At 55.9% G+C, this 23,732-nt stretch carries 15 protein-coding genes; 14 read left to right on the forward strand and 1 reads right to left on the reverse strand.

Annotated elements, in window-relative coordinates; translation table 11 throughout:
* The first annotated feature begins 8 nt into the window (after positions 1–8).
* The 11 genes from cheR to visR all read left to right on the forward strand — a co-directional run bounded on the left by cheR (position 9) and on the right by visR (position 18,083).
* Entirely contained in the window at positions 9–917 is a 909-nt protein-coding gene (cheR, locus tag AC27VJ_RS02175; protein WP_113089697.1) for a protein-glutamate O-methyltransferase CheR, read from the forward strand.
* Positions 914–1,969: a protein-glutamate O-methylesterase CheB gene (gene cheB / locus AC27VJ_RS02180; protein WP_488682637.1), complete on the forward strand. Its 1,056-nt coding sequence runs from the start codon at positions 914–916 to the stop codon at positions 1,967–1,969. The genes cheR and cheB overlap by 4 nt, the downstream gene beginning before the upstream one ends.
* On the forward strand, positions 1,969–2,358 hold the full coding sequence (gene cheY2 / locus AC27VJ_RS02185) for a chemotaxis response regulator CheY2 (protein ID WP_042618009.1): 390 nt from the start codon (positions 1,969–1,971) through the stop codon (positions 2,356–2,358). Before cheB ends, cheY2 begins: the two co-directional genes overlap by 1 nt.
* On the forward strand, positions 2,355–2,900 hold the full coding sequence (cheD, locus tag AC27VJ_RS02190; RefSeq protein WP_113089699.1) for a chemoreceptor glutamine deamidase CheD: 546 nt from the start codon (positions 2,355–2,357) through the stop codon (positions 2,898–2,900). The genes cheY2 and cheD overlap by 4 nt, the downstream gene beginning before the upstream one ends.
* Before the next feature lie 104 nt (positions 2,901–3,004).
* Complete coding sequence (cheT, locus tag AC27VJ_RS02195; RefSeq protein ID WP_113089700.1) at positions 3,005–3,388, forward strand: chemotaxis protein CheT; 384 nt, start codon at positions 3,005–3,007, stop codon at positions 3,386–3,388.
* A gap of 226 nt (positions 3,389–3,614) precedes the next feature.
* Positions 3,615–5,666, forward strand: coding sequence for an O-linked N-acetylglucosamine transferase, SPINDLY family protein (locus AC27VJ_RS02200; protein WP_488682638.1), 2,052 nt, complete (start codon positions 3,615–3,617; stop codon positions 5,664–5,666).
* 108 nt (positions 5,667–5,774) lie between these two features.
* Positions 5,775–6,932, forward strand: a complete 1,158-nt coding sequence (gene glf / locus AC27VJ_RS02205) for a UDP-galactopyranose mutase (protein ID WP_488682639.1) — start codon at positions 5,775–5,777, stop codon at positions 6,930–6,932.
* A 312-nt stretch (positions 6,933–7,244) separates the two neighbouring features.
* Positions 7,245–14,420: a beta strand repeat-containing protein gene (locus tag AC27VJ_RS02210; protein ID WP_488682640.1), complete on the forward strand. Its 7,176-nt coding sequence runs from the start codon at positions 7,245–7,247 to the stop codon at positions 14,418–14,420.
* Positions 14,421–14,543: 123 nt separating this feature from the next.
* Entirely contained in the window at positions 14,544–16,232 is a 1,689-nt protein-coding gene (fliF, locus tag AC27VJ_RS02215) for a flagellar basal-body MS-ring/collar protein FliF (RefSeq protein ID WP_353576917.1), read from the forward strand.
* A gap of 361 nt (positions 16,233–16,593) precedes the next feature.
* On the forward strand, positions 16,594–17,325 hold the full coding sequence (visN, locus tag AC27VJ_RS02220; protein ID WP_353576918.1) for a transcriptional regulator VisN: 732 nt from the start codon (positions 16,594–16,596) through the stop codon (positions 17,323–17,325).
* An 11-nt stretch (positions 17,326–17,336) separates the two neighbouring features.
* Entirely contained in the window at positions 17,337–18,083 is a 747-nt protein-coding gene (gene visR / locus AC27VJ_RS02225) for a transcriptional regulator VisR (protein ID WP_488682641.1), read from the forward strand.
* A 90-nt stretch (positions 18,084–18,173) separates the two neighbouring features.
* On the opposite strand, the gene AC27VJ_RS02230 is transcribed toward visR, so the two are convergent.
* Positions 18,174–20,096, reverse strand: coding sequence for an O-linked N-acetylglucosamine transferase, SPINDLY family protein (locus AC27VJ_RS02230; RefSeq protein ID WP_488682642.1), 1,923 nt, complete (start codon positions 20,094–20,096; stop codon positions 18,174–18,176).
* Positions 20,097–20,477: 381 nt separating this feature from the next.
* On the opposite strand from AC27VJ_RS02230, the gene AC27VJ_RS02235 reads away from it, so the two are divergent.
* From AC27VJ_RS02235 to AC27VJ_RS02245, 3 genes are all read left to right on the forward strand, one after another.
* Positions 20,478–21,356 (forward strand): flagellin N-terminal helical domain-containing protein, encoded by an 879-nt coding sequence (locus AC27VJ_RS02235; protein ID WP_488682643.1) that lies wholly within the window; start codon positions 20,478–20,480, stop codon positions 21,354–21,356.
* Positions 21,357–21,626: 270 nt separating this feature from the next.
* Entirely contained in the window at positions 21,627–22,505 is an 879-nt protein-coding gene (locus AC27VJ_RS02240) for a flagellin N-terminal helical domain-containing protein (protein ID WP_488682644.1), read from the forward strand.
* A 318-nt stretch (positions 22,506–22,823) separates the two neighbouring features.
* Positions 22,824–23,705, forward strand: coding sequence for a flagellin N-terminal helical domain-containing protein (locus tag AC27VJ_RS02245; protein ID WP_113089710.1), 882 nt, complete (start codon positions 22,824–22,826; stop codon positions 23,703–23,705).
* The last annotated feature ends 27 nt before the right edge of the window (positions 23,706–23,732 follow it).

Genomic DNA, 23,732 nt, shown 5'->3' on the forward strand with positions numbered 1-23,732 from the left:
GGTGATGAATGACAGCGCTCAAGTTTAACGATCAACGCCTATCACCGGACGAAGTGCTTGCCAGCGGAGAATATCCGCTGACACGCCGCGACCTGTCCGAAATCGCCGCGATGATCTATGCCGATGCTGGCATCTATCTGAACGACACAAAGGCGTCGCTCGTTTATTCGCGACTGTCAAAACACATCCGCAATCTTGGCCTGTCCGGGTTCCGGGAATATTGCACCCTGGTTTCCTCGCAGGAAGGCGCGCATGCGCGCCGGGAAATGCTGTCGCATCTGACGACGAATTTCACCCGCTTCTTCCGCGAAAACCACCATTTCGAACATCTGCGCGATGAAGTCCTGCCGGGCCTCATCAACCGGGCGAAGACGGGTGGTCGCGTTCGTATCTGGTCTGCTGCCTGCTCCGACGGTCAGGAGCCCTATTCGATTGCGCTGACGGTTCTGGCGATGTTTCCAAACGCCGCCGATTACGATTTCAGGATTCTGGCAACCGACATCGACCCCAAGATTCTCGCGCAGGCGAGAGCAGGGGTCTATGACGAGAACGCGCTCGAAACTGTTTCTCCGGCCATGCGTAAGCAATGGTTTCAGGACGTCGATGTCGGTGGTCGCCGCAAGCACCAGATCAGCGACAAGGTCAAGAAGCTGATCACTTTCAACGAGCTGAACCTCATGACGCAATGGCCCTTCAAGGGCGGTTTCGACGTGATTTTCTGCCGCAACGTGGTGATCTATTTCGATGAGCCGACACAGGTGAAAATCTGGTCGCGTTTTGCGGGTCTGTTGCCGGAAGGCGGACATCTTTACATCGGCCACTCCGAGCGTGTTTCGGGTGATCCAAAGGCCCTGTTCGACAATACCGGCATCACCACCTATCGCTTCATCGGCAAACCCGGCGGGAGGAAAGCATGACTTCACCGGCACGGGTTCTCGTTGTTGACGACTCACCCACCATGCGTGGGCTGATTTCGGCTGTCCTGAAGGCTGACCCCGATGTTGACGTGGTCGGTCAGGCAGGCAATGCCATGGAAGCGCGTGCGGCGATCAAGGAACTCAATCCGGATGTCGTGACGCTGGATATCGAGATGCCGGAAATGAACGGCCTCGAGTTTCTGGAAAAGATCATGCGGCTTCGGCCCATGCCGGTCATTATGGTCTCTACCCTGACGCATCGCGGTGCCGGCGCATCTCTGGCGGCGCTTGAAATCGGTGCCTTCGATTGCGTGGGCAAACCGGCACCCGGTGACAGCAGGCCGTTCGGCGATCTGGCGGAAAAGGTCAAGGCAGCGGCACGTTCGCAGCACCAAAGCTACCGCAACGTCGCCACCGAAAAGCCTGCTATCGCGGCGCCGATGGCTGTCAGCGATTACCGCGTCGGTCGCAAGATCGTGGCCATCGGTTCTTCGACCGGCGGTGTGGAGGCTCTGATTTCTGTTCTGCAGAAATTTCCGGCCAATTGCCCGCCCACGGTCATCACCCAGCACATGCCATCGACCTTCACGAAAAGCTTCGCCGAACGTCTCAACCGGCTCTGCGCACCTGTGGTGGAAGAGGCAACCGATGGGGCACGGCTCCAGACCGGTAAAATATACCTCGCACCCGGCGGTGAGCGGCATTTGCAGGTCGTTAATCATTCCGCACCAAGTTGCAGGCTTTTGGAAAAAGAACCTGTTAATGGCCATCGACCATCGGTGGACGTTCTGTTCGATTCCGTGGCTGAACTTGCCGGACGCAATGCGGTCGGCGTCATCCTGACCGGAATGGGTCGCGACGGTGCTGCCGGTTTGCTGAAAATGCGTCACGCCGGTGCGCGTACCGTCGGCCAGAACGAAAAAACCTGCGTCGTTTATGGAATGCCGAGGGTCGCCCATGAGCTTGGTGCGGTTGAACAACAGCTTCCGCTCAACGCCATCGGCGAAGAAATTCTGAAACTTACTGCTGCCCGAAAAGAAGGTTCCGACTAATGTCTCTTGCAGAAAAAATCAAAGTTCTGATCGTTGACGATCAGGTCACAAGCCGCCTCCTGCTCAGTGATGCACTGACGCAGCTCGGCTTCAAGCAGATCACCTCCGCTGGCGATGGCGAGCAGGGCATGAAGATCATGGAGCAGCAGCCCCATCATCTGGTCATCTCCGACTTCAACATGCCGAAGATGGACGGCCTCGGCTTCTTGCAGGCGGTTCGCACGAACCCGACCACCAAGAAGGCAGCCTTTATCATTCTGACTGCGCAGGGCGACCGCGCGCTGGTTCAGAAGGCCGCCCAGCTGGGTGCTAACAATGTTCTGGCCAAGCCATTCTCCATCGACAAGATGAAGGCGGCAATCGAAGCCGTATTTGGATCCTTGAAATGATCGAAACCGCAGCCAAGCGCGTGCACATTATCCAGGGCGAATATAAAATCGCCAACGATCCCGATGTGGTCTTAACGACCATTCTCGGCTCGTGCGTGGCTGCGTGTCTCAGAGACCCTGTTGCGGGCGTCGGCGGCATGAACCATTTTTTGCTGCCGGGTACGGGGGGTATGGGGGGTGGAGATGCGACCCGTTACGGGGTGCATCTCATGGAACTGCTGATCAACGGCCTGCTCAAGCAGGGGGCACGCCGTGATCGTCTCGAGGCAAAAATCTTCGGCGGGGCGAAGACGATTGCCAGCTTCTCGAATGTCGGCGAGCAGAATGCCGCATTCGCGGTGCAGTTTCTAAAGGACGAAGGCATTCGTCTTCTCGGGCAATCGACCGGCGGGGACTCAGGCCGCAAGGTGGAGTTCTGGCCGGTCTCCGGTCGCGCGCGTCAGCATCCGCTTAGCGGTGCCGAAGCGCAGTCGACGGTTGCACTGGAAAGACGCCCCGCACCGGCACCAAAGCCAGCGGCAAGCGACATCGAATTTTTCTAAACGGCGCGCAAAGCGATTGCTCTCGCCGTTCCATCATTTTGTTTCAGCATCGGGCCGGAATAGGTTTTTTCTTTTCGGTCCGGCATATTGGCCACGGAGTATTCATGCAGATCGCAGAGAACGCGGAATTTTCAGCATTCGAAGAGGCGCTTCCCGACGTTCTGATGCGGGTCGTTTCCGAATTGCACGACGTGGCTTACCTCATCGAGCGTATAGAGCCGCAACTGCTTGAAGCGACCAATGGTGCAGTCTCGACCGAAGGCATGCGGCTCCTGCAAGGCATCGATCTTGCGGTTCAGAAAACGCGCGGCCTTGCGGAATTCATCGACACGATCACCGGCTCTATTCCGCTGGAATGGGCGGTCGATGTTTCCACGGCACTCAGCCTCGTCAAGCTTGCAGAAATGCAAAAAGCTCTCGGTGCTGGACTGCGCCATGGCCATTCGCAGCCACTCGACAAGGCTTCCGGCGATTTCGACCTGTTTTAGTCTGGTCAGAATCGGCCAGTAAATCGATGCCAGATTTGAGAGAAAGGCACACTTGTGGTGCCCTTTTGCCTTTGTGTAACGAAAAATGTGTTGGATAAGGCGACAAAACGCACGGTTTTCGTGCAAGTAAAGCGCCGCACAAGCTTCAAAGTATTAATCTCGACACCGGTTCTAAACAGATAGCGGCTTGTTGCCATCGTGCACGCCAGCTCCGGGGTTATGATTGATGAATACTGTCGCACATGGGGAATTTTCCAATTCGCTTCTGCAAAATCTGCTGGAGCTGGCGAAAACGCAGCGTCTGGCTCTGATGGACGTGCTGAAATTCGCTGAAACCTTGAGCGCGGAAGGTCGTAACGCCGATGCCGTGATGCTTTACAAGACCTGGCTGGCATTCAATGATTCCCACCCCGGAATCCAGATGGTTTATTTCAACTACTCCGTCATCCTGCGCCAGCTTGATGATCTCCCGGGCTCGATCAACGCCATGCAGGCGGCACTGAAGGTCGATCCCCTGTTCGGGCCTGCTCACATCAATCTGGGCCGTGCTTATGAAGACAGTGGTCTGGCCCCGCAGGCCATCATGCAGTGGCAAAACTTTACCAGCAGCACGGCAGAGACTACGGCAGACCGTCTGTCCTACCGCGTCATGGCTCTGCAGCACATTGGCCGCGTCATGGAAAATGCGGGCCTGCTCGAGGAAGCAGAAACGGTCCTCTGGCAGGCCATGGAACTGCGCCCCGACAAGACGGAAACCGGGCAGCACTGGAGCGCCATTCGTCAGCGTCAGTGCAAGTGGCCGATCATCAGCCCGTCCAGCCACATCACCAAGCGGCAATTGATCGATTCCATGTCGCCTTTGACACTGGGATGTTATTCAGACGATCCGATGTTCCAGCTTGCCAAGGCCTGGGAATATAACAAGGGTTTCGTCGGTCGCCTCAACCTCAGCAATTTCCCGCGCAACAAGGTCAAGCAGAAGTCCGGAACGGGTGCGCGCTTGCGCGTCGGCTATGTGTCTTCGGACCTGCGTGACCATGCCGTCGGTTTTGCGCTTCGCGAAGTGCTGGAATTGCACGACAAGAAAAACGTTGAAATCTACGCCTATTATTGCGGTGACCCTGTTGCCAACGACCCAACACAAACACGTATGAAGGCTGTTGTGGATGTCTGGCGGGAGATTGGTGGGCTTTCCGATGAAGAAGCTGCACGTCAGATCGCCAAAGACGAAGTTGATGTTCTCATCGACGTCAATGGTTACACGAAACACGCCAGAACGAAGATTTTTGGCTATCGCCCGGCACCTGTCATCGTCAACTTCTGTGGTTACCCCGGCTCGATGGGCAGCCCGTTCCATCAATATATGATTGCCGATCCGCAGATCGTCCCGGTCGAAAGCGAAATCTATTACACGGAAAAGGTCCTGCGCATCGCTTGCAACCAGCCTATCGACCGCAAGCGTATCATCGCCGAAAAGCCAACGCGTGAACAGGCAGGACTGCCAAAGGACGCTTTCGTTTTTGCCTGCTTCAATGGCATGCAGAAAATCAACGCCAGCACCTTCGATCAATGGATGAAAATTCTGACGGCGACGCCCGGTAGCGTGCTTTGGCTGCTGAGCGGAAACCAGAAAGCCGACGAACGTCTGCGGGAGTTGGCTGAAGCGGCTGGTGTTGCACCGGAGCGCATCATTTTTGCGCCCAAGGCAGCTAATCCACAGCATCTGGCACGCATCGCGGTCGCGGACCTCTTCCTCGATACCTTCCCCTACGGCGCGCATTCGACGGCAGCGGATTCGTTGACGGTCGGACTTCCGGTTCTCACCTTCCCAGGCAAGAGCTTTGCCGCTCGCTTCTGCAGCAGCGTTGTGGCCGCAACCGGCGTGCCTGAACTGATCTGCGATGGTCCCGAGGACTATGTCGCCAAGGCAATCGCTTATGCCAAGGCGCCTGCAACGCTGAAAATCGTCAGAGACAAGATTCAGGCCAACCGCGACAAGAGCGTTCTGCGCGATATTCCGGGAGCGGCGCGCCGTCTGGAAGAGCTGTACTGGCAGATGCAGGGAGAGGCCGAGCGTGGAGAAACGCCGGTCCCGGATTTGAGCAATCTGGACATCTATTACGAAATCGGCGCTGAACTCGTTCTGGAAAATCTGGAATTCGTCGATGAGCAGAGCTATCGCGCACGATATCTCCAGAAACTGCGTGAATGGCACGAATTCTCCGCCATACCGTTCGACAAGCGGTTGTGGACCAGCGAGGCCTCCGCTACGGCTTAAGAGCCAAAATCGAAGCCGTTTTCATGCAGGCAACGGAATAATCAGGGCGTCGCAGCATTCAACGGGAATGCAGGGCGCTCTGACATATCATTACAAGGCAGGTCGAGAGTGTCTCAGTCCAAGAAGATTGCTATTGTCGGAGCCGGGCTTTCCGGTGCCGTTATTGGTCGCGAACTCGCGCAAGCGGGTCATCAGGTCGATATCTTCGACAGGCGCGATCACATCGCCGGCAATTGCCACACGGAACGGGATGCCGAGACGGGCGTGATGGTTCATGTCTATGGCCCGCATATCTTCCATACCGATGATGCCGAGGTGTGGGAATACGTCAACCGCCACCAGACGTTCATGCCCTACAAGAACCGCGTGAAAACGACGAGCAGGGGTCAGGTGTTTTCGCTCCCCGTAAACCTGCACACTATCAACCAGTTTTTCGACAAGACTTTCCGTCCGGATGAGGCGAAGGACTTTATTGAGACGCAGGCTGACAAGACCATCGAAGACCCTCAGACTTTTGAGGAGCAGGCGCTTCGCTTCGTCGGTCGCGATCTCTATGAGGCATTTTTCCAAGGCTATACCCAGAAACAATGGGGTTGCTCGCCAACGGATTTGCCCGCGTCGATCCTCAAGCGCCTGCCGGTTCGTTTCAATTACGACGATGACTATTTCTTCCATAAATTCCAGGGCATGCCGGAAACCGGCTACACGCCCATGGTCGAGCGTATTCTCGATCATCCCAATATTCGTGTGCACCTGAACAGCAATTTCACGCGGGATGATGTGAGCGGTTACGACCACACCTTCTATTCCGGCTCACTCGATGGCTATTTCGATTATACCAATGGCCGCCTGGGCTATCGCACGCTTGATTTTGAACGCTTCACCTATGAGGGCGATTATCAGGGCTGTGCGGTGATGAATTACGGAGAAGTCTCCGTTCCCTATACCCGCATCACGGAACACAAGCATTTCTCACCTTGGGAAAAGCACGAGAGTTCAGTCTGTTACCGTGAATTTTCCCGTGAATGCGGCCCGGATGATGTTCCCTACTACCCCATACGTCTGGTGAAGGAAAAAGAGCAGCTTGCTCAATATGTCTCGCTTGCCAATGACGAGAACGGCATAACATTCGTGGGGCGGCTCGGGACGTACCGGTATCTGGACATGGATGTGACGATCCGGGAAGCGCTGGATACATCGCGCCTCTTCCTTGCGCTTGCAGAAAAGCAAGAGGCAATGCCTTCGTTTCTCAACCCTCCGCTCTAACAATCGGTATCAAGTATCAGCCAATGTAAATGTTGGGGTCTCTGAGCCGCAGTGCTGGTCGCATTGCGGGAAACACAACTGCGCCCTGACCAAGGATACTCAGGGTTTTTATTTCGGAAAAACTGAAAGCTTCGCGCAAGCAACCAAACCTAGGATTGTCAACGGGGGATGCTGCCTTTGACCTTTGGCCAAGTGGTGTTCTGCGTGACAAGGGGTCGGGACGAACGCGCGTTTGTGTTCCGGCCTTCGTCTGAGGTCCTGCGGCCTCGACCGTTTGTTTTCGATATTTGAACTCGCGACCAAGGCCTGCACATGACATCGATCATACCTTCTTACTCCATCAGCCAAATCATGAAACTGTCCACGGCGACGGTTGCCAGCTGGTCTACGGAAGATATGGCGGCGCTGTCGACCGAGCAGGTCAAGGTCCTGTCTTCCAAACAGATCAGCGCGTTCTCAGCCGAACAGATCGGTGCTCTGGAAGTAGAAGACGTTCAGGCTATGAGCCCCAAGCAGCTCAGCGCCATTTCAACCAGCTCCATGGTCGGATTGACGCTGGACCAGATCACCGTTCTGAACAAACTTGCTCTTGAAGCTTTGAGTTCGGGGCAAGTGTCAGCGTTGACTCCCCAGCAGCTTGGGCAACTGACGCCGGACCAAGCTGAAGCGCTTACCCCTGCGCAAATTGGAGCGATGAGTTCAGATCAGATCGCGGCGCTTGACCCAGAAGATTTCCAGACATTCTCAACGGCAGATATGGCGGCGATCTCTAGCAAGGGTATCGCAGGCTTGACTACCTTGTCTGTTCTTTTGCTCTCGACGGAACAGACTAGCGCCTTCAGCGGAAGCGCCATTCCCGGCATGAGTGTCGAGGTCTTCACGTCCCTTACGGATGCACAGCTCGCATCGTTGAATACAAATGCTGTTTCCAGGCTGACGACCGAGCAGCTCGGTGCGTTAAGCTCCTACCAGGTCAATGTGCTGACATCTGGTCAGGTTGCCGCGTTGAAAGCCGCCCAGATCACGGCCCTCGGTCCTGATTATATGAGTAACCTCTCTTCATCTGGTATCGCCGGGTTAAGTACGGCAGTTATCGCCAGCCTCACGACATCACAGATTGCCGCCCTGTCGGCAGATCAGCTCTCCGGTTTGACGACGAAACAGGTCAGCGTCCTTAAATCGACACAGGTTGAAGTCCTGTCGGCCGAAAATCTCTCAGGGTTTTCCGCAACTCAAATCGCAGCCCTTGGAACGAGAGCCATTCCAGGCCTGACGACGGAGCAGCTTTCAAAGCTCTCGAACGAAAAGGTCGAGGCGCTGACGGCGACTCAGGTCAAGGCGCTGAACTCCACGCAGATTCAAAGCCTAAGCGATGAGCAGATCAAGACCTTTTCAACTGCGGACATGGCAGCGATCACCAGTGCCGCGGTAGCGGGTCTGAGCGCAGATACCGTTGCGGCTTTGACGGAGCAACAAGTAGCAGCGATCAGTGCCAATACTTTCTCCAAGCTCACGACTGATCAAATCAGGGCACTCAGCGCACTTCAACTCTCTGCTTTAACCTCTACGCAACTGGCGTCATTGACGTCCGCTCAGGCGTCGGTTTTTTCGAAAGACGATATCTCATCTTTCAACGCTTCGGCGCTTGCATCCTTGTCAGGAAAATCAATTTCCGGCTTCGATCCGGACGCCATCGCCAAGCTGACGACAGACCAGATCGCGGCGCTTTCCACCAGCGCGGTTGCCAAACTCACGACCGATCAATTGGCCGCACTGTCCGTGTCCGACGAAAAGATCGCAGCACTAACCGCAGTGCAAGTCAAAGTGCTGAGCTCCACCCAGATTGGAGCCATCAGCGCTAAGGGAATCAATAAATTCACGGCAGATGAAATTGCTGCGATTTCGACCAAGGCGATAGCGGGCCTCAGCACGGCTGCCGTGGCAGGTATCTCGGCGGATAAAATTTCCTCTCTCAGCACCGCGGCCATCGCCGTGTTTTCCTCCGAGCAATTCGCTGCCTTGACATCTGATCAGCTGGCCGAATTAACGAGCAGGCAGCTGGGCGCGATCAAAACCACGCAGATCAAGTCGCTGACGACGGACTATCTCAGCTCTCTCAAAGAAGACCGGATCACGTCTCTCAGCACATCGGCCATCGCTGGCCTTTCGACCGCGCAGGTTGCTGCGCTGACCGAAAAACAGCTCGAAGCGCTTTCCCCGGCACAGGTCAAGGCGCTCAGTTCCGCGCAACTGAGCGTTCTGGGAACAGACGATATCGCCAAATTTTCCACGGCTGATATTGCCGCAATCGGATCCAAAGCCATTCAGGGACTGAGCACCGCGGTCGTTGCCGCGCTCACATCCGACAAAATAGCAGCCATCAGCACAGCCGCCATAGCCGGGTTGACGGGAGACCAGCTCAACGCGCTTTCCGGCGAGATGCTTGGCAAGCTCTCGAACGCGCAAGCCGGTCAGCTGACCGCAACACAGCTTGCTGCTCTGGATGCGACTGACCTGAACGCTCTGACGACGTCTGCTGTTTCCGCTCTCACCAGCAGGGCAATCACAGGGCTTTCGGACTCTGTCGTGGCATCGCTGACAGCGGAAAACATCGCTGTATTGAATACAAGTGCGATATCAAAACTGACGAGTACGCAAATCGCAGCCTTGAGTTCAACGCAGGTTGCGGCATTGTCGACCAACCAGATAAAGGCGCTGAGCTCCACACAAGTGTCGGCCCTGACGTCAACCTCTATCGCTGCTTTGGATACCAAACAGATTTCGTCGATACTGGCGAGAACTCTGGGCGCCCTGAGTGCGGATCAGATGTCCGCACTGTCAAGCACCCAGATCGCGGCTCTGTCCTCATCCCAGGTCGCAGCTCTCAGCTCCGCGCAAATTGCCGGGTTGAAGGCTGAAAACATCAAGGGCATGTCCGCTGAAGCCATTGTCGGCATCAGCGCATCCGGTGCCGCTGGCCTGTCGAATGATGCTTTGGGAGCGCTATCGACCGCCCAGATCGCGGCTCTTAACGTCAAAGCAGTCGCGGGCCTCAAGTCCGATCAGATCGCAGCTCTCACAACACTTCAAGTCAATGCCTTGACCACGATTCAGATCGGCGCGTTGAAATCGAGCCAGACAGCGGGCCTGGGTGCGGATGATATTGCGACGTTTTCAACGGCAGATATCGCCGCGCTCAATTCCAGTGCGATATCGGGCCTGAGTGAGGCCGTCGTCAAAGCATTGACGGCAGACCAGATCAAGAAGTTGTCTACGACGTCGCTCAAGGGCATGACATCCGACCAGATCGACACCCTCAATACCGATCAATTGGCCGCCCTCAGCAAGGATCAGGTTTCGGCCATGAGCTCTGCTCAGATTGCCGCCATCGGTCCTGCCGAACTTGCATCGCTCACCACGACACAAATCTCGGGTATCAACACGACGGCGGTAAAAGGTTTGACGGACCGCCAGGTGGCGGCGCTGAAAACCGAGCAATTGGCGGTGCTTTCCAAAGAGCAGATCGGCCAGTTGGGCTCTGCTCAAATCTCAGCACTTGGTACCGGCAATATAACGGCTCTAAGCACACTACAGATTGCCGCTATATCGACAGCGGGAGTTTCCGGTCTCTCGAAACAGCAGATTGGCACACTTTCCAGCGAGAGCGTTGATGCGCTGACAAGCACGCAGATTGGCGCGCTGAGTGCCGACCAGCTGGAAGCCATCAAAGACATCAACATCAAGAACTTCACCAAAGACGAACTTGCAGCCATCAGTTCCAGCGCAATATCCGGCCTGTCCACGGCTGCATTGGTTGCCATGTCTACGGATATCGCTTCCTTGAACCCGGCCAGCATCTCCGGATTGACCACCAAGCAGGTTGTTGCCCTGACCGCTGAGCAAGTTCAGAAGTTGACGACCAAGCAGGTTTCTTCCCTCACGGCTGACCAGGTTTCTGTTCTTCGGTCTGACGATATCGGCAAGCTTTCGACAGGGCAGATCGCGGCATTCAGCACGGGGGGTATTTCTGGTCTGACGACCGCGCAGATCGCAACGTTGAACACGGGGCAGGCTGAAGCCCTGACCTTGGTTCAGGTTGGTGTGCTGACAACTGCCCAGATAACCGCTTTGGGAGCAGACAATATCAAGAAGTTTTCCAATGAAGAAATTGGAAAGCTCAACATCGGCATCATCGATTCACTTCCGACAAGCACCATTGCTGCGCTGACAGCCGGCCAGATCGCGTCCTTGAGCACGGATGCTGTGGCAAGCCTGACCACTAGCCAGATTTCCGCCTTGAGCACGGGTCAGATCGCGTCACTCTCGACCAAACAGATTGCAGCTCTGACTTCTCAGCAGCTCTCTGCATTCGGCGCGGACGATCTCGATTCTCTTTCCCCATCCGCCGTTGGAGCGATCAGTTCACAGGCGATTGCCGGATTGTCGTCCGATACGATTGCAACGCTGTCCACCTCAACATTGACGGCGCTGGGTACGGGCGGTATTAGCGGCCTATCGACCCGTCAGGTCGCAGCGCTGACGGACATCCAGATCAAGGCACTTCTGACCACCCAGGTTGCGGCCCTGTCGTCGCGGCACGTTGCAGCACTTGGAGCCGGTGTCGCCACACTGACAACGAGCCAGATTGCCGCTTTGAGTTCGGACGGCATCACCGGCCTTTCTACAGGTCAGATTGTGGCCTTGACGACCGAACAGGCAGAAGCGCTCACAACAGTGCAGGTCGCGGCGCTTACCTCCGCACAAGTAGCGGCTCTGAGTACGGATGATCTCGCTGTATTCTCGACAAAAGATATTGCGGCGCTTTCCAGCAATGGCGTTTCCGGTCTCTCAACCGAAACGCTGGCGAAACTGGACCCGTCCGTCATAGCAACCTTGTCACCGGCAAGTGTTCCTGGTCTGACAACAACGCAGCTTGCAGCCCTGACGACCGATCAGGTTAAAGCATTGACGACGGTGCAAGTGGCAGCTCTTGGTTCCAAGCAGGTCGCCGCGCTTGGAACGGTTGGTGTTGCCGCGCTTTTGACGGGTCAGATCGCTGCCTTGAGTTCCGCGGGCATCCCAGGTCTGACGGCAGAGCAGATTGGCGCATTGACGACCGTGCAGGTCGAAGCGTTCAATACGGCGCAGGTCGGACTTTTAACATCATCGCAGGTGAGCGCGCTGGGTTCGGACGATCTTGCCGTCTTCTCGACCGCCGAACTCGCAGCACTGACATCCAGCGCAATCCTTGGTCTTTCTTCAACCACGCTTGCCGGTCTGTCAGCAGACAGGCTCGCAGCTCTGGGGTCTGCCAGCATACCCGGCCTGTCGACCGGGCAGATCGGCTCGCTGACGTCCGCTCAGCTACAGGGATTGACGACGGCGCAGATCGCGTCTCTCGGTTCCAAACAGGTGGCGGCACTTGGCAGCGCCGGAGCGAGCGCTTTGTCCGCCACCCAAATCGCGGCCTTGAGCACGGCCGCCATTGGCGGGCTGACGACGGATCAGATCGCCGCGCTTTCGGTCGTTCAGATCGAGGCTTTCAACTCGGTGCAGGTTGCTGCGTTGACATCGACACAGCTAAGCGCCTTCGGTGCCGATGATTTCGCAGCGCTTTCAACAGATGAACTTGCGGCGTTGACGTCCACTGCGATCAGCGGCCTGTCCACGGACACGATTGCCGCTCTGCCCGTAGAACGTATTGCCATTCTTGGAACGGCAAGCATCGCGGGATTGACCACGACGCAGGTCGCAGCCTTGACCAGCAAGCAGTTGGAAGCGCTCACGACCGTTCAGATGGGCGCGCTTGGCTCCAAACAGATTGCTACACTTGGTACTGCAGGCATTGCAGCGCTGTCCTCGGCACAGATCATGGCGCTGAGTACGGCGGGCATTGCCGGTCTTTCGACAGGGCAGATCGACAAGCTCTCGACCGATCAGGTCGAGGCGCTGACACCAACGCAGATCGCTGCCTTGTCGTCCGCGCAGTTATCGGCCTTTGGCGCCGACGATATCGATCTCTTTTCCACCGATGATCTGGCCGCTTTGCCGTCCCATGTCATTCAAGGTCTGTCCACGGCAGCTCTGGCGGCCATGTCCACAAGCAGGATCGCCATTTTGAGTACGTCGGGCGTTTCCGGCCTGACGAGCAACCAGATTGCAGCTCTCAGCCCTGATCAGGTGGAAGCATTTACCAGCGATCAGGTCGCCGCACTTGGTTCCAGACAATTGGCGGCGCTGGGGTTAGCCCATCTCAAGACATTCTCGACTGCCGATCTGGCCGCGATCAGTTCTGCGGCAATCGTCGGCATTCCGACTGCAACACTGGCTGCGCTTTCCACCGAGATGGTCCACGCACTGAGTTCTGCGGGTATTTCAGGCCTGTCCACGGCGCAGGTCGCAGCGCTTACGGTCGATCAGATCACTGCGCTTTCTCCCACGCAGGTCGGGGCCTTCGGATCCCAGCAGGTCGCGGCTTTGAAGACGGCGGATATCGCCGCACTCTCCACCGGACAGATCGCGGCGCTCAGCACGGGCGGTATTGCAGGCCTGACGAGCGATCAGGTTGCGGCGCTCAGCCTCGAGCAGATCCACATCATGTCGACGGGGCAGATCAACGCGTTTACCTCCACCGCGATCTCCGGGCTGACGGCTGACGAGCTTGATACTTTGAGCCCGGCGCAGATCGGCGCGATCAGTTCTTCAGCCATTGGCGGGCTCTCCACCGATTTCATCGCCTCACTGTCCGTTACGGAACTGTCAGGCCTTGGAACCGCTGGCATTTCCGGCCTCACCAGCAAGCAGGTGGCGGCGCTGAGCAAGGATCAGCTCGATTCCTTCTCGACGGCGCAGATTGCGGCCTTGAGCGCCGATGGTTTGTCTGGCTTGACGACCGATGGCATGTCCACATTCTCGACGGCTGATCTTGCCGCTATCGCCTCCTCGGCGATCAGAGGGCTATCGACGGCGATCATTGCGGGGCTGACGACGGAATATATCAAGGTTCTGACGCCGGGTCAGGTTGGCTCTCTGGGCTATAATCAGGTGGTGACGATGAGCACGGCGCAGGTCGATGCCCTGACGACCACGCAGCTCAATGCGCTGACCGCCATTCAGGCCGCAGCCTTGGGTACCGAAGATATCGCCTTGTTCTCGACGGATGACATTATCGCCCTCAGCACAGGCGCAATATCGGGTCTGGCGACCAGCGCGATTGCGGTTCTAACCACCAGCCAGAGCGAGGCATTGACGCCCGAGCAGGTCGGCGCCTTGACCTCGAAACAGATTGCGGCCTTATCGAAGGAAAATATCGGCAAGTTCTCCACCTCCGATATTGCCGCCCTAAGCTCCTCCGGGGTCGCCGGTCTTTCGACCGATACGCTTCAAAGCTTGTCCAACCAGCAGATCGATACGCTGTTGAACACGCATATGGGCTCCCTGACCTCCGACCAGGTCGCATCGATCATCTCACGCTACATGGCCGCCTAACGATATGGCGCGAGCGGCCTTGCTGGAAAAGCCAGTCGGGAAACGCTCGCGCAAGCTTCACAGTCTAATTTGCTATCGGGACCAAAAGGTCTCGACTCTTTTTGAATGACGGTGCGGGACAGAATGAATCTGTTTAATCAATTCCCACAGGTTTTAAAAAATTTCGCGGCTCTGGGCCAGACGCGGCTTTTGGTGCTGGGTGGTGTGGGCGTTCTGTCCATGGCAATCATTCTCGCTGCCGCGCTCTATGTGAACAAGCCTGCTTACGAAACACTTTATGTTGGCCTCGAAACCATGGATCTGAACAAGATCAGCATCGCTCTTGCCGAGTCGAATGTTGACTTCCAGGTCGGTGCGGATGGGACCAGCCTTCAGGTACCCGTTGGTATGACAAGCAAGGCCCGGCTTCTGCTTGCAGAACGGGGCCTTCCAGACAGCACCAATGCTGGCTACGAGCTTTTCGACAATGTCGGTTCGCTCGGACTGACATCCTTCATGCAGGAAGTGACCCGCGTCCGTGCCCTGGAAGGGGAAATCGGGCGCTCTATCCAGCAGATCGACGGCGTTGCCGCTGCCCGCGTGCACATCGTCATGCCGGATGTCGGCAATTTTCGTCGTGGAGAGCAGAAGCCCACTGCCTCCGTCATGATCCGTGCTAGCACCTCTGCAGGCCGCAAGGCCGCTTCGTCCATTCGTCACCTCGTCGCCTCCGCCGTTCCCGGTCTCGAGGTCGATGACGTGACCCTGCTTGATTCGACCGGACAGCTTCTGGCCTCCGGCGATGATGTCGGTAACGGTGCACTGAACCGCTCGCTGACGCTATCGCAAAACGTTCAGCAGGAACTCGAAGGCAAGATCGACAAGGCGCTTGCGCCATTTCTTGGCATGGATAACTTTCGCTCCACCGTTACGGCAGAGCTGAACACTGACAGCCAGCAGATTCAGGAAACGGTTTTCGATCCCGAATCACGTGTCGAGCGCTCGGTGCGCACGACCAAGGAAGATCAGAAGTCTCAGGAAACGACGCCGGATACGGCTGCGACCGTGGAGCAGAATGTTCCGCAGGCTGCCCCACAGGGTGGTGGCGGCGGTCCGAAGTCTTCGGATGAGAGCGCCAAGAAGGAAGAGCAGACCAACTACGAAATCAACTCGAAGACGACTGCGACCGTGCGCAATGGTTACACCGTCGACAAGATTTCGATTGCCGTGGTTGTCAACAAGGGCCGTCTTGCAAAGATGATCGGCGAACCTGCCGATCAGGCCAAAACCGATGCCTATCTGGCAGAGATGCAGAAGATCGTGGCCTCCGCCGCCGGTATCTCCACCGCCCGTGGCGACGTGGTCACGATTACCGCGATGGACTTCCTCGAAACTCAGCTTCTCGATCAGGCTGTGGCCGGCCCGGGCGTGACGGAAGTGCTGAGCCGCAACTCGGCAGGCATCATCAACTCGCTCGCCTTCGTTGCCGTCGCCTTCCTCGTGGTCTGGCTGGGTGTGCGTCCGATCGTTCGCTCCATGTCCAACGGTTCTGCCGCGACTGCGGAGCTCGGTGCGGATGCTGCCGGTCTCGAATTGCCAGACTTCTCTCCTGCGCTGGGTGGCGCAGGCGGTGGTGGCGGTCTCATGGACGGGTTCGGTGCGGACTTCGGCTTCGACAGCACCGACGACCTTCTCTCCGGAGACAGTGGCGAGGGCGACTTCAATCGCCGGGTGCGCGAAGGACCGGAACGTCGTCTCTCCCGCATGGTGGAAATCAGCGAAGAGCGCGCTGCAAAAATCCTCCGCAAGTGGGCTATCGAAAAAGCAGCATAAGTCAAAAAGGCCGGTCTCAAACCGGCCTTTATCCGTTTTATCTCTTGCATCGCGCAGGCGCACATGTTCTGTTTTAAAACGTAATTTACGCTTTGTTCATCAAGTCGACAATTTACGTTGGAATAATGAAATCAACTCTGTGCGAGGCCGAGAACATCAATATGCTTTCGGTTGCATGACAAAGAGATGAAAATGCGGGATTGCCTTCGACTGCTTATGGCGTTTCCCGTATCGTCTCCTAAAATATAATGATTCGGTCACCAGGGGTGCGAAACGTGGGTACGTGTTTGTGTTTCTGAATGGAAATGATTTCCATCCCGGCTAAATGATCTCCGAAAGGAGAGTAAGAGGGCGTAGGCTATTGAAGGTGGATGTTGATGTTCGCAGGTTGTCGGCTGCGCCGTTTGATAGGTCGGTGAAGTCCTTGCCTCGCGATCAACTCATTCGAAATATCTCGGTTGCGGCTTCAGACGGCAACGTTACAGCCGCCGTGGAAATGCTTGCGTCCTTTGCAGGCGCATCGCATTATCTTCTCGCTCGCGAAGACCTTCTGCAGGAAGCGGGCCTCAACTTCATCATCACTTCCGATTGGCCTTTCGACCTCGTGCGACGCCTGGGCGCTGAGCTCACCAACAATCAGAACCGCGTTAGCGAAATGGAAAAGTGTCTCGCGCTCTTGAAGCCGCGCATGCTCTTCCTGCCTGACGATGCCGTCGTTGCCCATGGTCTGGATCGCAAATATTGCGCGTTGACCTTCTGTGTCGGTCGCGTCCGCTTTTCGCTGTTGCTTTTGTTTGCTGAAGACAGCGTGCCCGTGGAGGACCGCTTGCGGGAAGCGGCCATGCTGACGGGTTATTTCGCAAGCTCCGGCATCGTTGCGGAATCGCGCGTGGAGCGCGACATCGACCTGACAGAACGTGAGCTTGAATGCCTTTTCTGGATTGCGGAAGGCAAGACCAGTGACGAGATGGCGACCATCCTCGGTATCTCCCGCAACACGATCAACAACTACATCACCAGCGTCATGCGCAAGACGGCAACCAAGACCCGCTCAGAGGCCATTGCCTATGCGGTTCGTAATAATCTCGTTTGAAGGTGCGTCGGATGGGCTATTACAAGGATTCTGAGGCGACAAACCTGGGACAGAGCGCGCCTGTGCGTAGCGGCACCTCGACTAGCCGCTCCGATCTTTTTCCCAAGCTGGTGGCCATGCAGCGTATTCTTGGGGCCAAGAATTTTGTCGTCCTGCGGGCAGTGGCATCGGGCTTTCCCAACAAGCGCAAGCTGTTTTGCGAGCTCGAAAACTGGGGCATGAATGCCAGCGACCAAAGCGCGCATCTGGTTCAGGCCATGGGTGAACCCCTGCTGGATCATCTGGAACGTTCACTGCTGCCGGTGATCTGGAAGAGCGAGAGCGGCACAGGTTTTTCGGACATTCCCGATGTTCCCGCCCTCATGCTCAGGCTTGCCAATGACGACCTGTCTTATGCAGGACTGGCCCTGCCGGTTCGCCTTGGCACCATCGGTAACGGATATGTAGTCTTCTGCGGTGGCAGTCTGCTGCTGGATAATGAACTGGTTCTCGAACAGCATATCAAATGCACCGAAATCATGGTGGATCTGCTCGCGCTGGATGAGCGTCGCGTCACGCCCGCGGAGTCACTCAGCGAACGCGAAGTCGCCTGCCTGCAACTGGCCGGTGATGGCCGTATCAGCGAAGAAATTGCGGTAAAGCTCGGCCTGTCGGTTCATACTGTCAACGCCTATCTCGGTTCAGCCACCATCAAGCTCGATTCCGTCAACCGCATTCAGGCCATCGCGAAAGCGATCCGCATGGGCTACATCCATTAGAATGCAAAAAGCGCCGCTTTGTGAGCGGCGCTGCCTGATAATTTATACCGAGAATGGGCTGGGAACCGATGGTTTTCCAGCCCATAGTTTTTATCGGACTTCGAATGGCTCAGTGCGCGGCGGAAGAGCCGGTACGTCGATGTGATCGGGCGCTTCGCCTGCCTTCGCCTTGTCGATCATCGCGACATAGGCAGCTTCCAGGTGACGGCAGAAACGTTCCGCGTCGAAAAGCGGCATCGTGAACCGGTTGGCGTCGATACGGGCGCGGATTTCTTTCAGCGGTGCCGGATCAAGGGCGTAGGACACGGCCTGTTCGACATAGGCCGCTTCGTCCTCGGCAATAAGTTCCGGTGTGCCGATAGCATGAAGAAGGCTTTCACTCACGCGCGATGCGAAGTTCGTGCCCTTGACGGTCAACACCGGCAGGCCTGACCAAAGCTGTTCCGATGTCGTCGTGTGGCCATTGACCGGGAAGGTATCGAGCCCGAGATCGGCAACGGTAATACGGTTGAGGTGGAGGCTGAATTCCAGCTTGCCCATGAAGAACACACGCTTGGCAGGAATGCCCATGGCGATGAATTTCGCGAGAATGTGCGTCTTGCTGTCCTGACTGTTGTGCAGAATCCAGATCACGCTGTTGGGCGTGCGCTTCAGGATTTCGCACCACAGTTCTACAGTTCTCGGTGTGATCTTGCGGTTTGCGTTGAAGGACGCGAAAACAAAGGCATCTTCCGGCAGTCCCGCCTCTGCGCGGCTGATCTGCCTGGCCAAAGGACGGTTGACGGGATCGTTCGGCTGGTAGGTTTCCGGAAGGCGAGCGAACTTTTCGTAATAATGCGGCTTGGAACTGTCTGGCAGCACGTAATGGTCGCCAACAGCATAGTCCAGATCGACATTGACCGTGGAGCCTGGAAAGCCGATCCAAGCGACCTGCACGGGGGCTGCCCCCATATTGAGAATCTTTGTGCGGTTTCCGGCGGTATGGCCCTTCAGATCGACGAGAATGTCGATGCCGCGTGCCTTGATTTCGGCAAGGGCTTCTTCGTTCGTCATATCACGGATGGTAACGACATGGCCCCACAATTCGCGGTCGGCTTCGTTCGTCTGGATGAGGTCCGGGTCCGAGTGGCAAAACAGCGTGACATCGAAACGGTCGCGGTCGTGCAGTTCCAGCACCCGGCGGATCAGCTTCATGGTCGCGTGCTTGTCGAAGAAGTCGGAGGAGAGGTAACCGATCCGTATCTTCTGGCCCCATTCGTGCGGCATCTGCCGCCGCTTGACGCTCATTTCAGGCGAGAAGACCGGGGTGTTGCTGCGGGCAAGCTGGTTGATATGCTCGTCACCGGTCCAATGCAGGTTAAAGAAGGTGCCATCCAGTGAAAGGAAAGCCGTCTCTCCCGAGGCGATGGCGGCATCGATGATCGGCTGATGTTTTTCAATGGCATCGAACTTGCTGTGTTCGCGGCAGAAGACGAGATACATCAGGCGCACCGCTTGCTGGCGTGGCAATTTGGCCAGAAGCTGTCTTGCCGTCTCGATGTCCTTCGGATCGAACAAATCCCATGTGGTGATGGCGATACGTGCACCGAGCTTGACGTGATCGATGTTATCACTTTTCATCAGGATGCTTTTCAGCGCCCGGGCGATCCTCGGTTCTCCGCGCTCAAGCAATGTCGTGCCGACGATATAGGTGATCTCGGGATATTTATGGAACCTGTGGATCAGCTTGTTGGACAGCGCCAGAGCTTTGTCCTTCTGCCCGCTATTGAAATAAAGCTTGATGCTTTCAACGAGATAGCTTTCCGCATCCATTCCATCCTGCTGATAGGCAAGCTCGTAGGATGTGGCAGCCTGATCGACCATACCGACTTGCAGGCAGGTTTTTGCCAGCAGCGCATAGGTGCGTGCATCACGTTTGGTATCGAGCAGTTTGTTCAGCGTCGAGAGGGCTTCGGTGTAACGGCCCGTTTTGAAATGCTTCGATGCGACGGAATAGCTGATTTCGTTTAACATTTGTCCCGTTCTATCCTCTTGCCAGCTCGATCATCGACAGCGGCCCATAGGGGAATCGGATCTTTGGCTATTTAGAATTCGATCAGATGTTACGCTGCGAACCTTGCATGAAACAGGTCTAATCCACGCTCAGCTGTGCCAATTGGGTTAACGTCGGTTTGAACCGTTTGTGCAACATTAACCATTAAAATCGAAGGGTTTCGTGAGGTCTGCGAAATTAAGAACTTGGAAATGCTTGCCGCGCATTTTGGTCTCTGCGTGACGGGTTTGGTGTCCAAAAAAGAAAACCGGAACCGAGTGGCATGATGCCGAACCGTTCGCGCCGGTACTTGTAACCCGGCATGTCCCTCTCATGTACCGCGTTTTTTAAAGGGGCAACTTATGTCTAGCATCAACTTCAACTCCAGCGCCAACAACGCACTGCAGACACTGCGCAGCGTGAATTCGAACCTCAGCAACACCCAGGACCGCGTGTCCACAGGTTTGAAAATTGCTGACGCTTCCGATGGTGCAGCTTACTGGTCTATCGCTACGACGATGAAGTCCGACAACAAGGCACTCGGTGCAGCGACGGACGCACTCGGGATCGGCGCAGCCAAGGTCGATACGGCTTATGCCGCCATGGACAGCGCAATCGACGTCGTCAACGAAATTAAGGCTAAGCTGACCACTGCCAGCGAAACTTCCGTTGACAAGGACCAGGTTCAGCTTGAAATCACCAAGCTCCAGGAGCAGCTGACTGCAATCGGTCAGGCCGCTTCGTTCAACGGTGAAAACTGGGCTGTTCAGTCCGACGACTCCTCCACGACGACTGTTGTCGATGGCTTCATTCGCAATTCGGACGGTAGCGTCAAGGTTACGACAGCAACTTTCAACGCTGGTTCCTACGCAATGTTCTCCAGCATCGAAAGTGGCGTTGGCACCGGTGGCGTTCTGGCCGCGGTCATGACCATTTCTCTGAGCAGCGCATCCACGCAGGGAGCTATTGACGGCTTCTTGTCGACAGTTGAAACCGCTTTGGGCGAACTCACAAAGGGCGCAGCTGCTCTCGGTGCTCTCTCGACCCGTATCGATCTGCAGGACGAATACTCCAGCAAGCTGAGCGACGCGATGGATGCCGGTGTTAGCCGTCTGGTTGACGCTGACATGGAAGAAGAATCTGCGAAGCTTTCGGCGCTCCAGACCCAGCAGCAGCTCGCTGTCCAGTCGCTGTCGATCGCGAACTCCTCTTCGCAGAACATCCTTACGCTGTTCCGTTAATACGAATTTCATCATCGAAAAACTGGCCGGACCGCAAGGTCCGGCCTTTCGTATTTTATTTGTTAATAAAGTATTGCTAAATTTTTTTTAAAATTAACTGTTTGTTTATATAATATTTGGAAGTTCTTAACCTTAATGAGGTTAGATCGGTCTATCGAAACGGCGGCCGAAAAGTAACTATATTGCTCGGCAGGCATGAGGCTGATTGTCGTTTACCGGTAAAACCGGAATGTCCCTTCAATTGTACTTGCCAAAGGGGCAATCAATACTATGACCAGTATCCTCACGAACACATCTGCTATGTCTGCACTGCAGACTCTGCGCACAATCAATTCAAACCTTTCCACGACGCAGGACCGCGTTTCGTCCGGTGAAAAGGTCGGTAAAGCTGCTGATAACGTTGCCTACTGGTCGATTTCCACGACGATGAATTCCGACAACAAGGCGCTCAATGCGGCAACAGACGCTCTGGGTGTCGGTGCAGCTAAGGTTGATACGGCTTACGCCGCCATGGACAGCGCGATCGATGTCGTCAACGAAATCAAGGCGAAGCTGACCACTGCCAGCGAAACATCCGTTGACAAAGAGCAGGTTCAGCTTGAAATCACCAAGCTTCAGGAGCAGCTGACTGCAATCGGTCAGGCCGCTTCGTTCAACGGTGAAAACTGGGCCATTCAGGGTGACGTGGCTTCCTCGACGACTGTTGTCGATGGCTTCATCCGTAACTCGGACGGTACCGTCAAGGTTACGACTGCTACATTCAATGCTGGTTCTTACGCTCTGTTCAACTCCATCGCCGACGGCGTTGGCAGCGGCGGCATCCTTGCCGACGTTATGACCATCTCGTTGTCAAGCGCTGCCACACAGGGCGAAATCGACGCATTCATGACGACTGTCGAAACTGCTCTCGACACACTGACAATCGGTGCTGCTGCTCTGGGCGCATTGTCCACCCGTATCGACATGCAGGACGAATATTCCAGCAAGCTCAGTGACGCGATCGAAGCCGGCGTTAGCCGTCTGGTCGATGCCGACATGGAAGAAGAATCCGCAAAGCTTTCGGCGCTCCAGACCCAGCAGCAGCTGGCGGTCCAGTCGCTGTCGATCGCGAACTCTTCGTCCGAAAATATCATGACTCTCTTCCGCTAATCGACCTAGCTCTAATAGGAAAGCCGCGCTTTTTGCGCGGCTTTTTTTTTGGAAAAATTAAATTTTTAAAATTAGGAAATTATCTATTTTTAACAATATGTTATTCATCGTTAAGGATGCTGGCGCGGCTTAAGACTTCCTTCATTTAGGTAAAAACTTTCCTACCATTAAAGTTTTGTTAACCATAAAGCTGTTTTCTGTGGTCATCGAAACAGCGCACCGAACCATCAGGTCGGTAAGCATGAAGCTGCCTGCTGCGTTTCCCGGCATGACCGGAATGTCTCTTCTTAAAGAATTTGCCAAAGGGGCGACCTGAAGATGACTAGTATTTTGACCAACACCTCTGCAATGTCGGCCCTCCAGACGTTGCGTTCGATCAACACGGACCTCTCCAATACGCAGGACCGCGTTTCTTCCGGTTACCGCGTCGGTCAGGCGAAGGATAACGTCGCCTACTGGTCCATCTCCACCACCATGAACTCCGACAATAAGGCGCTGAACGCTGCCTCGGACGCTCTGGGCGTGGGCGCTGCCAAGGTCGATACGGCCTATGCGGCGATGGAAAGCGCTATCAGCGCCGTCGACGAAATCAAGGCAAAGCTCGTCACTGCAAGTGAAGAATCTGCCGACAAGGATCAGATCCAGCTTGAAATCGGCAAGCTTCAGGAACAGCTTTCCGCCATCGCACAGGGCGCCTCGTTCTCCGGCGAAAACTGGATGGTCCTTGGCGACTCAACACAGGCGAGCGTTGTGGACGGCTTCATCCGTAACTCCAGCGGTGGCGTCAGCGTCACGACTGCAAAATTCAACATCGGCTCTTACGCCATGTTCTCCACGATCAACGTCGATGGCGTCGGTGAGGGCGGCATTCTCGGTAGCGTCATGAGCGTTGCGCTGAACAGCATGTCTACCCAAGGCGATATCGATGCATTCATGACGACGGTCGAAACTGCAATGAGCAGCCTGACGGACTCTGCTGCGGCTATCGGCGCGCTTCAGACCCGTATCGATCTGCAGGACGCTTATTCTGCAAAGCTTTCGGATGCGATGGAATCGGGTGTCAGCCGTCTGGTAGACGCCGACATGGAAGAGGAATCGGCCAAGCTCTCTGCACTCCAGACGCAGCAACAGCTGGCGATCCAGTCGCTGTCGATTGCGAACTCCAGCGCACAGAACATCATGTCGCTCTTCCAGCAGTAAGCTTCATCTGCTTCACATCAAAGCCGC

Source organism: Agrobacterium sp. 20P9.1.2 (genome assembly GCF_057799395.1).